This is a genomic window from Citricoccus sp. I39-566, from assembly GCF_031432995.1.
In the GTDB taxonomy this organism is placed as follows: Bacteria; Actinomycetota; Actinomycetes; order Actinomycetales; family Micrococcaceae; genus Citricoccus; species Citricoccus nitrophenolicus_A.
In genome coordinates this window covers 75,047-89,081 of record NZ_CP133842.1, presented here as the reverse complement: position 1 = coordinate 89,081, position 14,035 = coordinate 75,047, and the positions used below count along the sequence as shown (strand labels likewise).

The 14,035-nt window shown below is 71.3% G+C and carries 10 protein-coding genes; 6 read left to right on the top strand and 4 right to left on the bottom strand.

Translation table 11 applies throughout. From position 1 onward, the window contains the following. Nucleotides 1-62 precede the first annotated feature (62 nt). A complete protein-coding gene (locus RE421_RS00420; protein ID WP_309812574.1) occupies nt 63-2,507 on the top strand; it encodes an MMPL family transporter in 2,445 nt (814 codons plus the stop codon). A gap of 107 nt (nt 2,508-2,614) precedes the next feature. Here the strand turns inward: RE421_RS00420 and RE421_RS00415 are convergent, their stop codons facing one another. Then, complete coding sequence (locus RE421_RS00415; protein ID WP_309812571.1) at nt 2,615-3,136, bottom strand: DNA starvation/stationary phase protection protein; 522 nt, start codon at nt 3,134-3,136, stop codon at nt 2,615-2,617. 378 nt (nt 3,137-3,514) lie between these two features. Here RE421_RS00415 and dnaK point away from each other — a divergent pair, with 378 nt between their 5' ends. The 5 genes from dnaK (at nt 3,515) to RE421_RS00390 (ending at nt 8,897) form a co-directional block, all read left to right on the top strand. Continuing rightward, entirely contained in the window at nt 3,515-5,395 is a 1,881-nt protein-coding gene (dnaK, locus tag RE421_RS00410) for a molecular chaperone DnaK (RefSeq protein WP_309812567.1), read from the top strand. Nucleotides 5,396-5,557: 162 nt separating this feature from the next. Next, nucleotides 5,558-6,262, top strand: a complete 705-nt coding sequence (locus RE421_RS00405) for a nucleotide exchange factor GrpE (protein ID WP_309812565.1) — start codon at nt 5,558-5,560, stop codon at nt 6,260-6,262. A gap of 52 nt (nt 6,263-6,314) precedes the next feature. Continuing rightward, the gene (locus RE421_RS00400; RefSeq protein ID WP_309812563.1) at nt 6,315-7,307 is read left to right on the top strand and encodes a DnaJ C-terminal domain-containing protein; all 993 of its coding nucleotides are present in this window, start codon (nt 6,315-6,317) and stop codon (nt 7,305-7,307) included. 56 nt (nt 7,308-7,363) lie between these two features. Beyond that, a complete protein-coding gene (locus tag RE421_RS16770; protein WP_396134663.1) occupies nt 7,364-7,867 on the top strand; it encodes a heat shock protein transcriptional repressor HspR in 504 nt (167 codons plus the stop codon). Nucleotides 7,868-7,943: 76 nt separating this feature from the next. Continuing rightward, nucleotides 7,944-8,897, top strand: a complete 954-nt coding sequence (locus RE421_RS00390; RefSeq protein ID WP_309812561.1) for an alpha/beta hydrolase — start codon at nt 7,944-7,946, stop codon at nt 8,895-8,897. Nucleotides 8,898-8,924: 27 nt separating this feature from the next. Here the strand turns inward: RE421_RS00390 and RE421_RS00385 are convergent, their stop codons facing one another. The 3 genes from RE421_RS00385 to RE421_RS00375 form a co-directional block, all read right to left on the bottom strand. Continuing rightward, the gene (locus RE421_RS00385; RefSeq protein ID WP_309812559.1) at nt 8,925-10,868 is read right to left on the bottom strand and encodes a BCCT family transporter; all 1,944 of its coding nucleotides are present in this window, start codon (nt 10,866-10,868) and stop codon (nt 8,925-8,927) included. A 141-nt stretch (nt 10,869-11,009) separates the two neighbouring features. After that, entirely contained in the window at nt 11,010-11,963 is a 954-nt protein-coding gene (gene trmB, locus RE421_RS00380) for a tRNA (guanosine(46)-N7)-methyltransferase TrmB (protein ID WP_309812556.1), read from the bottom strand. Nucleotides 11,964-12,011: 48 nt separating this feature from the next. Then, entirely contained in the window at nt 12,012-13,991 is a 1,980-nt protein-coding gene (locus tag RE421_RS00375) for a penicillin-binding transpeptidase domain-containing protein (protein WP_309812553.1), read from the bottom strand. Nucleotides 13,992-14,035: the final 44 nt, after the last annotated feature.

Sequence of the window (14,035 nt, the reverse complement as noted above, 5' to 3'; positions counted from 1 at the left end):
GGTCCAGGATATAACTCCACGGCAGGTATCTCGATCATCGAGCGAATGCTAGCGTAGTGCTCATGCCAGAGAACCCCCGTCATCGGGCCGAGCCCGAAGCCGACGACCTCCAGCCGGACCGCCAGCCACACCACCCGCCGGCCCACCGGTCCGGGGGCACTCCCGACGCCGTCACCGGGAGCGGGCCGGACGGTCGCGCGCCTCGGGAGAAGGACCGCCCTGGAGGCCGTGTGTGGATCCGGGTGGTCGCCGCCGCCGTGCTGGTCCTGGCCTGGCTGGCCGGCACCGGCCTGGGCGGGCCGACGTTCGGCAAGCTCGGGGAGGTCTCCTCCAACGACCAGTCCACGTTCCTGCCGGCCTCCGCCGAGTCGACGCAGGCCGGGGAGTGGGTCTCCCGGTTCACGGACAGTGAGCAGATCCCGGCGCTGGTGGTCCTCGGGCTGCCGGACGGGCAGGCGCTCGCCGAAGGCGCCGAGTCCGCCGGTGAGATGGAGGCGCTCGCCGGATTCGGTGAGGACCTCGGTGCCGTGGAGGGCGTGGACCAGATCATCGGCCCGGTGCCCTCGGAGGACCGGGAGGCCGTGCAGTACATCGCCCTCGTCAACACGGAGTCCGCCGCGTCGGACGCCGTGGTCGAGGAGCTCCGGACCCTCGCCGCCGACTCCCAGGCCGACCTGGCCGGCGCGGGCAACGGCGGGCTGGACGGGGCCGAGATCCACGTGGCCGGTCCCGCCGGGCTCGCGGCCGACCTGGCGGGCGCGTTCGCCGGCATCGACGGGATCCTGCTGGCCGTGGCCCTCAGCGTGGTGTTCGTGATCCTGGTGCTGGTCTACCGCTCCGTGCTGCTGCCCCTGCTCGTGCTGTTCAACTCCGTGGCGGCCCTGTGCGTGGCCATCCTCGCGATCTACTGGATGGCCGCCGAGGGGTGGATCGCGCTGAACGGCCAGTCCCAGGGAATCCTCTCGATCCTCGTGATCGGCGCCGCCACGGACTACTCCCTGTTGATGGTGGCCCGCTACCGCGAGGAGCTGCGCGTCCGGACGAACGTGGCCACGGCCGTGCGGAACGCCTGGAAGGGGTCCTTCGAGCCCATCACCGCCTCGGCGGCCACCGTGGCGATCGCCCTGCTGTGCCTGCTCTTCTCCGACCTCAACTCGAACCGCTCCCTGGGCCCGATCGCCGCCTCCGGCATCGTCCTGGCCTGGGCGGCGTCCCTGACCTTCCTGCCCGCGGTGCTCTACCTCGTGGGCCGTGCGGCCTTCTGGCCCTCCATCCCCCGGCCGGGCGTGGTGTCCCGCAAGGACGCCCGATTCCGTCAGCCGGTCGATGCCGCCGGGGCGCCGATCGACGGGCTCGAGACCAATCACGGGGTGTGGACCAGGATCGGCGCCCTGGTGGCGCGCCGGCCCCGCGCCGTGTGGATGGTCACCGCCGCCGTGCTGCTGGTCGGCGCGGCGGGCATCACCCAGCTCCAGGCGAGCGGGGTGCCGCAGACCGAGGTCCTGCTGGGCGAGAGTGACGGCAAGGCCGGGCAGGTGGTGCTGGAGGACCACTTCGATGCCGGCACCGGGGCCCCGGCCACGGTCATCGCCCCCGCGGACCGGGCGGACGAGATCCTCGAGGACGTCCAGAACGCGGACGGCGTCGCCTCCGCCTACCTCACGGCCGAGGGCGGCGGCCCGGCCGGTTCCGGCGGGACCTCGGGTGTTCCGGAGGGCGCCGGGCCGGGCGGTCCTCCGGCCGAGCCCCTGGAGGTCGACGGCCAGGTCTACCTCCAGGCGACCCTCTCGGACCCGGCGGACTCCTCGGAGGCCGAGCAGACCGTCGTCGAGCTCCGGGAGGCCCTGCACGCCGTGGACCCGGGAATCCTGGTGGGCGGGACCACCGCCACCAACCTGGACACGAACACCACCGCCCAGGCCGATGTCCGGACCATCATCCCGCTCGTGCTGATCGTGGTGCTGGTCATCCTCATGGTGTTGCTGCGCTCCATCGTGGCGCCGGTGCTCCTGGTCCTGGCCACAGTGCTCAGCTTCGGGACCGCCATCGGCGTCTCCGCCCTCGTGTTCAACCACGTGCTGAGCTTCTCCGGGGCCGACCCCACGGTACCGCTCTACGGCTTCGTCTTCCTCGTGGCGCTCGGTGTGGACTACACGATCTTCCTCATGACGAGGGCTCGGGAGGAGGCAGCTATCCTCGGCACGCGGGCCGGGGTGCTCAAGGCCCTGACCGTGACCGGCGGGGTCATCACCTCGGCGGGCATCGTGCTGGCGGCCACCTTCGCCGCGCTCGTGGTCATCCCGCTGATGTTCATGGTGCAGCTGGCCTTCATCGTGGCCTTCGGCGTGCTGCTGGACACCTTCCTGGTCCGCTCCCTCGTGGTGCCGGCACTCACCCATGACATCGGGCCGAAGGTCTGGTGGCCCTCGAAGCTCTCGCGGAAGCGGGGGCCGAAGGCCGCCGAACCGGTGGCCGAGGAGCCCCAGGCCCTGGAGGGCGTGCACTGAGGCTGGACCGCCCGGAGATGAAGAAGGTGCCGTGTCACCCAGTGATCCACTGGGTGACACGGCACCTTCTCTCGGTGCGGCCGGTGGCCTTCCGCAGTCCGGGACTCTCAGCCCTGGTGCTTCAGCTCGCCGGTGGCGCTGGAGATGAACGAGCGCAGGAACCACTGGAACAGCTCCAGCTCGCGGGTCTGGCCGACGAGCAGGTCCTCGGCCATCGGGTCCAGCTTGCCGACCTCGTCGATGGCGTTGCGGTGGTCCGCGATGACGCCGTCGTAGACCTTGTCCAGGGCGGAGATGTGGGCCAGGGTGTCGGCGCGGCCCAGGCTGTAGTCCTCCCAGGTGCGCTCCGAGGTGATGGCCCCCGGGGTGCCCTTCGGGCTCAGGCCCATGGTGGCAACGCGCTCGGCGGTCTCGTCCACGAAGCCGCGGACCACGTCCACCTGCGGGTCCAGCATCTCGTGGACGGCGATGAAGTTCGGGCCGACCACGTTCCAGTGCGCGTGCTTCAGGGTCAGGGCCAGGTCGTTGAGGGCGTGCAGGCGCATCTGCAGGAGTTCTGCGACGCGATGGCCGTCCTCCACCTCCAGGCCGGGAACGGTGTACTTCGAGGGGGTGTCCTTGGCTGCCATGGTGACTCCTTCGTGTGGTGTCCCTGCGGCGCGGTTGCGGATACTGCGTGCGCCGCGGTGTCGATGCCCCTACCTCATCACCCGAATGGCTTCCTCGCAAGCCAACTGAGCCTTCCCTAACTTATTCTGAGTAACTCGCAACAACGGGCGACGGCGGCCGGGAATGATCTCCGGGTCGCCGTGGTTGTACGGTGCAGAGCAAACATGAGTCGGCTCGGCTCAAGGCAGATTGACAGGGACTGCCCGGTCATGAAATCTTGAGTCCTGAACGCTCAGGTGGCTGGGCGCCGGGTCCTCCGGCGACCCTCCCGGTCGCCGTGCGGCGTCCGGCTCCTGGAGCCCGAAGAACCATCCGTCCGTGAAGGAAAGGAACAGCCCATGTCCCGTGCAGTGGGAATTGACCTCGGTACCACCAACTCCGTCGTGTCCGTCCTCGAGGGTGGCGACCCGGTCGTCATCGCCAACGCCGAAGGATCCCGGACCACCCCCTCCGTGGTGGCCTTCTCCAAGTCCGGCGAGGTCCTCGTCGGCGAGATCGCCAAGCGCCAGGCCGTGAACAACCCGGAGCGCACCCTCGCCTCCGTCAAGCGCCACATGGGCACCGACTGGTCCACGGAGATGGACGGCAAGAAGTACACCGCGCAGGAGATCTCCGCGCGCACCCTGATGAAGCTCAAGCACGACGCCGAGGACTACCTGGGCGAGAAGGTCACGGACGCGGTCATCACCGTGCCGGCCTACTTCAACGACGCCGAGCGCCAGGCCACCAAGGAGGCCGGCGAGATCGCGGGCCTGAAGGTCTCCCGCATCATCAACGAGCCCACCGCGGCGGCGCTGGCCTACGGCCTGGAGAAGGGCAAGGAGGACGAGCTCATCCTCGTCTTCGACCTCGGTGGCGGCACCTTCGACGTCTCCCTGCTCGAGGTGGGCAAGGACGAGGACGACTTCTCCACCATCCAGGTCCGCTCCACCGCCGGTGACAACCGCCTCGGCGGCGACGACTGGGACCAGCGGATCGTGGACTGGCTGCTGACCCAGGCCAAGTCCAAGGGCGCCGACCTGTCCAAGGACAAGATCGCCCTGCAGCGCCTGAAGGAGGCGGCGGAGCAGGCCAAGAAGGAGCTCTCCTCGGCCTCCTCCACCAACATCTCCCTGCAGTACCTGTCCGTGACCGCGGACGGTCCGGTGCACCTGGACGAGCACCTCTCCCGCGCCAAGTTCCAGGACCTGACCTCGGACCTGCTCGAGCGCACCCGCAAGCCGTTCGAGGACGTCATCAAGGAGGCCGGGGTCTCCGTCAAGGAGATCGACCACGTGGTCCTCGTGGGCGGTTCCACCCGCATGCCGGCCGTGGCCGAACTGGTCACCGAGATGACCGGCGGCCAGGAGCCGAACAAGGGCGTGAACCCGGACGAGGTCGTGGCCGTGGGCGCCGCCCTGCAGGCCGGCGTGCTGGCCGGTGAGCGCAAGGACGTGCTGCTGATCGACGTCACCCCGCTGTCCCTGGGCATCGAGACCAAGGGCGGCGTGATGACCAAGCTCATCGAGCGCAACACCGCGATCCCGACCAAGAGGTCCGAGACCTTCACCACCGCCGAGGACAACCAGCCCTCCGTGTCCATCCAGGTCTTCCAGGGCGAGCGCGAGTTCACCCGGGACAACAAGCCGCTGGGCACCTTCGAGCTCACCGGGATCGCCCCGGCCCCGCGCGGCATGCCGCAGGTCGAGGTCACCTTCGACATCGACGCCAACGGCATCGTCCACGTCTCCGCCAAGGACAAGGGCACCGGCACCGAGCAGTCCATGACCATCACGGGCGGCACCTCGCTCTCCGATGAGGACATCGACCGCATGGTGAAGGACGCCGAGACCCACGCGGACGAGGACAAGAAGCGCCGCGAGGCCGCCGAGCAGCGCAACCAGGCCGAGCAGACCGCCTACTCCGTGGACAAGCTCCTCAAGGACAACGGGGACAAGCTGCCGGAGGAGATCAAGACCGAGGTCCAGGCCGACGTCGACTCCCTCAAGGAGGCCCTGGAGAAGCCGGCCGGCGAAGGGAGCGACGACGAGGTCAAGGCCGCCTACGAGAAGCTGCAGGCATCCCAGACCAAGATCGGCGAGGCCCTGTACGCCTCCCAGGCCGCGGACGCCGGTGCCGAGGGCACCGGTGACGGTGCCACCGGTTCCGCCGAGGACGAGGACATCGTGGACGCCGAGGTGGTGGACGAGGAGGAGCCCAAGGACGGCGAGTCCAAGTAGGGTCCACCCCTGAGCACCCACCCCAGCTGACACCCCGGCCCGCCGCCTTCACGGCAGGCCACCGGACCCGGGCCGGCCGATCCTGCAACCACCCCTCGCGTGCCGCGCGCGGGGGCGCAGGGTCGGCCGGCCCCGGGGCACCGGAGGAAAGGACGATCGAGAATGCCGCACCACGGTAACGACGAAGAGCACGAGCGCGAGGAGCCCGTGAGCTTCCAGGACAAGCGCCGGATCGACCCGCTGACGGGCAAGGTCCGCGAGCAGCCGGGCCAGGCCGCCGCCGGCGGCGAGACCCCTGAGAACGCCGGGGCCGCTGAGGCCGCCGAGGGAGACGCGCTCTCCCAGGCCGAGCAGATCCTCAACGAGGCCGGTGGGGACTCCGCCGACGCCTCCGACGAGGGCGTCACCGGCGCGCAGGACGAGGAGCTCGCGGGGGCGACCGCCCGCGAGGAGGAACTGCGCAACGACCTGTTGCGCGTCCAGGCCGAATTCGTGAACTACAAGCGCCGCGTGGAGCGGGACCGGGACGTGGTCAAGGAGACCACGGTCCAGTCCGTGCTGACCTCGCTGCTGCCGGTGCTGGACGACGTGGACGCCGCCCGGGCCGCCGGTGACCTCACGGACGGGCCGTTCGCCGCGATCGCCGCGAAGCTGGACACGGTCCTGACCGGTCTCGGTCTGCAGCGCCACGACCAGGAGGCGCTGGCCGGCCAGCCCTTCGACCCCATGCACCACGAGGCCGTGATCCGCCAGCCGAACGCCGAGGTCCCGGAGGAGCACATCGTCCAGGTCTTCCGCAACGGCTACGTCCGCGGCGAGCGCGTGCTGCGGGCCGCCCAGGTGATGGTCTCCGCCGGGGAAGGCTGATCCACCCCAGCGCACCCCGGCCACCGCAGAACGTCACAGGAAAGGAGGCACCATGGCCTCACAGGATTGGGTGGACAAGGACTTCTACGCCACCCTCGGTGTCTCCAAGGACGCCTCGGAAGCAGACATCAAGAAGGCCTACCGGAAGCTGGCCCGCAAGTACCACCCGGACCAGAACCCCGGTGACGAGGCCGCCGAGACCAAGTTCAAGGAGGTCACCGAGGCCAACTCCGTGCTCTCCGACCCGGAGGAGCGTCAGCAGTACGACGCCATCCGGGCGATGGGCTCCGGGGCTCGGTTCTCCGCGCCCGGCTCCGGATCCGGTGCGGGTGCCGGCGGGGCCGGGGGCTTCGAGGACATGTTCGGCGGGCTGTTCAACACGGGCGGACGGCCCCGCGGCGGCGGTGCCGGTGCCGGGGACCTGCCGCCCGAGTTCGCCGACCTGTTCGGCGGCTTCGGCGGTGGCGGGGGACGCGGCGGCTTCGGCGGCTACGGGGCGCCCGCCAAGGGGGCGGACCGCACCGCCACCACGTCGATCTCCTTCGCCGGGGCCATCCGCGGCACCACCATCTCCCTGCGGGCGGCGGACGGGGAGGTCATCGACGTCCGCATCCCGGCCGGCATCCGGGACGGGCAGAAGGTCCGCGCCCGCGGCAAGGGCTCACCCGGCTCGGCCGGCCCCGGCGACCTCATGGTCACGGTCCAGGTCAAGGACCACCCGTTCTTCCACCGGGACGGGATGAACCTCCGGGTCCAGGTGCCCGTCACCTTCGATGAGGCCGCCCTGGGCGCCACGGTCGAGGTGCCCACCGTGGAGGGCTCCGTGAAGGTCAGGGTCCCGGCCGGCTCGTCCTCGGGGCGCGTGCTGCGCGTGAAGGGGCGGGGCGTGAAGACCTCCAAGGCCACGGGCGATCTGCTGGTCGAGCTGCAGGTCGAGGTGCCCACGTCCCTGTCCGACGAGGCCCGCGCCGCCGTGGAGGCGTTCGCCGCCGCCTCGGCCGGGCACCATCCGAGGGCGGGGCTGGCGGACAAGGCCCGACTGTGACCACCTTCTGGGACGAGCCGGTCTACGTGATCTCGGTGGCCGCCGAGCTCGCGGACATGCATCCGCAGACGCTGCGGCAGTACGACCGGATCGGCCTGGTGGTGCCGCAGCGTCAGGGCGGACGCCAGCGCCGCTACTCCCGCCAGGACGTGGACCGGCTGCGCACCATCCAGCAGCTCAGCCGCGAGGGGGTGTCCCTCGAGGGCATCCGCCGGATCGTAAACCTGCAGACCGAGGTGGAGCAGCTCCAGAACACGGTGGCCGAGCTCGCCGGCCAGATCCAGGCCTTCCAGGCCTTCGCCCGGTATCCGCGCGTGTTCACCGCGGGCGCCGCGGGGGACGTGACCACCACCTTCGACGCCGGCTCGGGGACGTCCACCCGCAGGTCCCGTTCCCGGGACGAGGAGACCGCGGCCACCATCGAGCGGGCCCGGCGTGCCGCGCGCTGGCGCCGCCCGGCGGGGGTCCTCGGGGCCGCACCGGGGATCTTCGAGATCACCACCGGCCCCGCGCCGGGACGGGCCCAGCCGGCCCCGCGGACCCGGAAACGCCCGGGATGACCCACCCGAATCCCCACGTTTTGAGGGCAGGAATCACTAGTGATTCCTGCCCTCAAAGCGCGTCGGGTGGCCGATGATGCCGGGGGAGCGCGGAGACGGTCGCCTGTGGGACGCGGCGGAGCGCCGGGCCACGCGTGAGCGGCTGCGGGTGGACATGCGCCGCCGGTCCTCACTGGGGCCACGGCAGACGTCCGCCCTGGACGGTCTCGTCCACGCCCTGAAGCCCGACTCGATGAGCCGTTCCTACCCGGAACGGCAGCTGCTGGACTATGACCTCGGGACGGCGCGGTTCCCGCCGTCCGCCGTGGTGGCCGTCGGGGAGCCCGAGGGCGCCACCCAGATGACCTGGCAGGTCTCCGGCATGGGGATCTTCGTGCACAACGCGATGTGGGGATCCGTGCGGGAAGCCGCCCAGTTGTGGGCCGCCCAAAGGGAGGCCGGGGCCTCACGCCCCTGCGTGGTGGCCTGGCTCGGGTACCACCCGCCGGGGCCGTGGGGCGCCCTGACCGGCCGCACCGCCCTGCGCGGCGGAGCCCGCCTCGCCCGCCACCTGGAGGGGTGGTTCGAATACCGCGACCGCCACGGCGCACCACCGCCGCACACCGCACTGGAGGCCCATTCCTACGGGACCGTGGTGGCCGCCTGCGCACTGCAGATCCTGCAGCGGCGCGAGCCGCCGCTCTCCCTCGACGCGCTCGTGGTGTCCGGGGCGGTGGGACTCCCGCGCGACCTGGCCGAGGACCCCGACGCGCTCGGACTCCGGGAGGACCAGGTCTACTTCGCGCTCGCGGAGACCGACTACCTGTCCCGGGCCGGGTTCTGGCTGTCCCGGCGCCGGCCGTGGAAGCGCGTGACGCGGCTGGACGTGCACGCGGATGAGCAGCGGAACCTCGCCGGGGCTGTGGGGCACAACACCTCCCGCCACCGGCCGGACTCCGGGCTGTTCGGCCGCGGTCACGGCTACCGGGACGTCGGCACGGCCTCGCTGCACCGGATTGCCCGGGCGACCGCGGGCCTGCCCCTCGACTGACGCCCTCGACGTGCTGGAGCCAAGGGGTCAGGAGGCGGGGGTGGACTTCCCCTCGTCGGTGTCCGCCGCGGGGGTCTCGGTAGAGCCGTCAGCGCCGCCCTCGGGGGTCCATCCGTCGGCGTAGGTGCCGGTCTCGTAGTCGTAGTCCACGGGCTGACCCTCCTCGTCCGTGCGCTGGTACCACTCGGTGACCTGGTCCGCGGTGGAGTCGAAGTCGGCGCCGGCGCCGCGGCCCTCGGGCGCCTCCCGCACGGACAGCTCGAAGTCATCGCCGTGTTCCTCGATGCCTCGCCGCACCGCGTTGGAGATCGCCGTCCGGGCGTAGTCGCGGCGAATCGCCCAGGGGTCCGTGGACAGATCCCGCAGGAAGGCGACCACCATCAACAGCAGGACGAGCGAGAACGGCAACGCGATGAGGATGGTGAGGTTCTGCAGGCCGGTCAGCACGGTCTCGCCGCCGGTCAACAGCATCACGACCGCGATGCCCATCATGCACAGGCCCCAGAAGACCACCACGAGTTTGTTCGGCTCCGGGTTGCCACGGGAGGACATGGTGCCCATCACCACCGAGGCGGAGTCGGCCGAGGTGACGAAGAAGATCGCCAGCACCGCGATCACGATGAACGGCGTGATCTGGGACAGCGGGAGCTGGTCGAACAGGGCGAACAGCAGGGACTCGGCGGAGGCCTCCCCGTCGATGCCCGCCACCCCGTTGCGGTTCATCCAGATGGCCGCGCCGCCGAAGATGGTGAAGGCGAAGATCAGGATGGACGTCGGTACGCCCATGACCACCAGCACGAACTCGCGCAGGGTCCGGCCGCGGGAGATGCGGGCGATGAACACTCCCACGAACGGGGTCCAGGCGATCCACCAGGCCCAGTAGAACCCTGTCCAGATGGACTGGAAGTCCACCGAGTCCGAGCCCCAGGACAGCGACTTGCCCATCATGGAGAACATCTCGTCGGCGTACTCCATCACGCCGGAGGGCAGCAGGTTCAGCAGGAACAGGGTCGGGCCGGTGATGAAGACGAACAGGAGCAGGCCCAACGTCATCAGGATATTGGTGTTGGACAGGTAGCGGATGCCCCGGGCCACCCCGGAGACGGCGCTGATGACGAAGGCCGCGGTGAGCACCGCGAGGATGATGATCAGTCCGTTGTTGCCGAGGGGACCGGTGCCGGAGAGGATCTCCACGCCCTGGCCGATCTGGATGGCCGCCAGTCCCAACGTGGCGGCGGTGCCGAAGAGGGTGGCGATGATGGCGAAGATGTCCACCAGCTTGCCCGCGAAGCCGTCCGTCTGCCGGGCGCCGAACAGGGTGCGGAAGACCGAGCTGATCAGCGGAACGCGTCCGCGGCGATAGGAGGCGTAGGCGATGGCCCCGCCGACCAGGGCGTACATGGCCCAGGCATGCAGGCCCCAGTGGAAGTGGGACTGGGCCAGGGACTGGTGCAGTGCGGCATCCGTGCCCGCCGCCACGGTGTCCGGCGGCGGGGAGAGGTAGTGGGACAGGGGCTCGGACGGGCCGAAGAAGAAGATCCCGACGCCGATGCCGGCGCCGAACATCATGGCCACCCAGGAGAACCGGGAGAACTCGGGTTCCTCGTCATCCCGTCCCAGCCGGATCTTGCCGAAGCGGCTGAAGCCGATGTAGAGCATGGCTCCCAGCGCCACGATGGCGGTGATGTTCAGCAACCATCCGGCGTTCGTCATCGACCACCCGAACGCGGCGGAGGATACCTCGGACACGGACTCCGGAGCCAGGACGCCCCAGGTCACGAACGCCACGATCAGCAGCGCGGTGACGCCGAAGACGAGCTTGTCCAGACCGAAGCGGTTGCGCTGCTCGTCCACCCCGATCCCCGGCACCAGGCCGGGGTGGATGTCGTGGGGGTACAGGCCGACGGCACCGGAGGATCCGCCTCCGGGCGTGGGGTCGGGACGGGCGAGGGAGGGCGTGGTGTCAGGCACCGGGGTCCAATCGTTGTGACCTGCCCACGGCGCCGCGCCGCAACCGGGCGCAGTGGCGCCCTGGGTAGAGGCCGGTGGATGATTCGGCCTCCCAGTATCCTCCGATGGCCGCCCCGGCGCAAAGGCACCGGCGCGCCGGTCTCAACGCCGGCGGTAGGTGAGGTCGAAGACCAGCCGCCCCGCGTTCAGGGCCTTGGACTCGAAACTCGTCAACGGCCGTCCCTCGAACCGGGGTGCCCAGCCGCCGTCGTGATCCACCGGGTCCTGTACCGAGGCGCCCGCGGTCGCCTCGCTGACGCCGGCCCGCAGGGTCCCGACGCGCGGGGCCACGGGTTGCGCTCCGACCTGCAGTTCCCGGCCCTCCAGCCGCACGCGGGTCAGCGGCGACCCGGCCCCGGCGGCGCGGCCCGGGTGGACGTTCTCGAACGCGGGATGCGACTGCATGACCTCGCGCATGTGCACGGCGTAGCTGGACCAGTCGGTGGCCAGGCGCAGGACGCCGCCGGGGGCCAGGACCCGCGCCACCCGGTCGGCGAAGGCGGGCGAGACCAGCCGGCGCTTGTGGTGGCGCGTCTTGTGCCAGGGGTCCGGGAAGAACACCCAGACCTCCTGGACCCCGCCGGCGGGCAGCAGACGGTCCAGGACCTCGGGGGCATTGGCCTGGACGCCGCGCACATTGCCCAGCTCCCGGTCCTCGACCTGCACCAGCATCGCGGCCAGGCCCGGGGTGTAGACCTCCACGGAGATGAGGTCCCAGTCCGGATGGTCCACGGCGCCCTGCACCGTGGACTCGCCCAGCCCCGAGCCGATGTCCACCACGAGGGGGGCGCTGCGGCCGAAGACCTGCGCCCAGTCGATCCGCGTGCCCTCGGCCACGGAGGTGGTGGCGCGGTCCCGGGGCACGTCCACGATGTAGGTGCCGGCGGCCCGGTCCCACGTCCGCTGCCGGCGCGTGGTCAGCCGGTCGCCGCGGCGCACGAAGGACACGGGTTCGGTGCGGTACAGCTCCGGATCGGGCTGGTGGTTGTGGCCGTGGGCGTGCTGCGCGGGGGTGCTGCCGGGCGCACTGTCGGGGGAGGGGTGCTCGCTGCTCATCAGGACATCTAGGTTACCGGGGGCCGGGGCCGCCGCGGTCCAGCCTGCTCAGCCCTCCGAGGGGAGGATCTCCTCCACCGCGGTCAGGAAGTCCCGCACCACCGGGCCGTTGTCATGGCCGCCGCCGAGGCCCTCGTTGAAGAACAGGGCCACGGCCAGGTCGCCGTGGATGGCCACCAGCCAGGTGTGGGCCAGGTCCTCGCCGTCGGCCACGAACTGGGCGGTGCCCGTCTTGGCCAGCACCGGCGCCCCCGGGACGTCCTGGAGCATCTCTGCCGTGCCGTTCTCCACCACCCCGGACATCAGGGACTGCAGTTGTTCCGCCTCCTCGGCCGTGATCCCGGTCTCCGGGGGCGGTGGCGCGTCCACGGCCGGATCGGAGACGAAGACGGGGCGGACCGTGTGCCCGGCGGCCACGGACGCGGCCACGGTGGCCATGCCCAGCGGGGAGGCCTCGACCACGCCCTGGCCGAAGAGGTTGGCGGCGTGCTCGGTGCCGGTGGAGTCGTCCGGGACGGACCCGAGGAACGCCCGGCCCAGCCCGGTCACCGGGTCGGACGCCAGCCCCAGGGCGGCGGCCGCCTCGGCCTCGTCCGCCGAGGTCACGGTGTCATGGGCCCCCACGAACACCGTGTTGCACGATTCGGCGAAGGCCTCGGCGAAGGGGATCTCCCCCACGGAGGCGTCCGGGTAGCCGTCATAGTTGCCCACCACCATGCCGTTCACGGTGAGGGTGTCCGGGCACTGCACGGTGTCCTGTGGGGCCAGCCCGGAGCGCAGCAGCGCCAGCGCCGTGACCACCTTGAACGTGGAGCCCGGTGCGTAGGAGCCGGAGACGGCCACGGGCCACCCCTCGGGGCTGGAGGCGGCGGCCAGCACCTGACCGTCCGAGGGGCGGATCGTCACCAGCCCGGCCGGCACGTCCGAGGCGGCGACAACGGCCTCGGCCTCGGCCTGCACGTCACGGTCCAGCGTGGACGCCACGTCCTGCCCGGGCACCGGGTCGGTGCTGAAGACCACGCTCTCGCCGGCCTCCTCGGCTTCACCCGGGTTGGTGATGGTGACGGCCGTGCCGGGGGTGCCGGCCAGGCGCTCGTCCCAGTCGGCCTGCAGGCCGGTCAGCCCCACGGCGACGCCGGCGGTCAGCTCGCCGTCCGAGGCCTCGATCTGGTCCGCGTCCGGCTCGCCGTAGGTCCCCAGCACGTCCCGGGCGAAGGACCGCGTGGGGGCCAGTACCGCGGTGTCCTCGAGGACCCGGCCGCCGGGGATCTCCGCCAGGCGGTCGTAGGGGATCTCCGTGTCCCCGTTGTTGCGCACGGTGATGGCCTGGACGAAGGCGCTGTCTCCGGCGGCCTCGGCCCGGGCCACGAACGCCTCCACGTCCACGCCCGCCACCTCCGCCACGGCAGCCGCTGACTCGGCGAGCGCCGCGGCCCTCGCCTCCGCATCCGGCTCCGTGTCCGATGCCGCGTCTTCGGCCTGCAGCCGGGACTTGTCCAGGCCGAGGACGGCCACGTCCCGCTCCATCATCAGCTCCTCGCCCGCGGCGTCCAGGATGGCGCCGCGCTGGGCGGGGGCCGAGGAGACGGAGACCGTGCCGCCGGTGGCGAGTCCCGCCACCACGTCATCCGGGCGCAGGTCCACGAGCCACTGCTGCGCCTCACCGTCCCAGACCAGCTGGGCCTGCGTGGAATAGCTCCAGTCAGCACCGTCCAGGTCCCAGGCCGTGGTCAGTCGCGCGGTCGCGCGGTCCTGGTCCTCGTCGTCGACCTCCGCGGCGTCCACCGTGGCGGTGGCCTCGTGGTCCTCGAGCCCGGCCAGCGCGTCCTCGAGCTGGCCCGGGACCTGCCCGGCCGAGGCCGTCAGGGGCACGGCGGAGAAGTCACCCGAGGAGATCGCCGTGGCCAGGGCCGTCGCGGCCTCCTGGGGCGAGGGGCGCGAGGGCCCGAAGCAGCCGGTGGCGGTGAACAGCAGGGCGGTGGCCACCGTGACGGACGCAATGGACCGGACGGTCCTGATTCCCTGCATCTTCCCTCCACGGGCTCGCCTGAGCAGACTCCAGCCAGAGTAGC

Excerpts from the sequence above, each read along its gene's own strand:
- RE421_RS00420 (WP_309812574.1), top strand. The coding sequence starts at position 63 with ATGCCAGAGAACCCCCGTCATCGGGCCGAGCCCGAAGCCGACGACCTC.
- RE421_RS00415 (WP_309812571.1), bottom strand. The coding sequence starts at position 3,136 with ATGGCAGCCAAGGACACCCCCTCGAAGTACACCGTTCCCGGCCTGGAG.
- dnaK (WP_309812567.1), top strand. The coding sequence starts at position 3,515 with ATGTCCCGTGCAGTGGGAATTGACCTCGGTACCACCAACTCCGTCGTG.
- RE421_RS00405 (WP_309812565.1), top strand. The coding sequence starts at position 5,558 with ATGCCGCACCACGGTAACGACGAAGAGCACGAGCGCGAGGAGCCCGTG.
- RE421_RS00400 (WP_309812563.1), top strand. The coding sequence starts at position 6,315 with ATGGCCTCACAGGATTGGGTGGACAAGGACTTCTACGCCACCCTCGGT.
- RE421_RS16770 (WP_396134663.1), top strand. The coding sequence starts at position 7,364 with ATGCATCCGCAGACGCTGCGGCAGTACGACCGGATCGGCCTGGTGGTG.
- RE421_RS00390 (WP_309812561.1), top strand. The coding sequence starts at position 7,944 with ATGCCGGGGGAGCGCGGAGACGGTCGCCTGTGGGACGCGGCGGAGCGC.
- trmB (WP_309812556.1), bottom strand. The coding sequence starts at position 11,963 with ATGAGCAGCGAGCACCCCTCCCCCGACAGTGCGCCCGGCAGCACCCCC.
- RE421_RS00375 (WP_309812553.1), bottom strand. The coding sequence starts at position 13,991 with ATGCAGGGAATCAGGACCGTCCGGTCCATTGCGTCCGTCACGGTGGCC.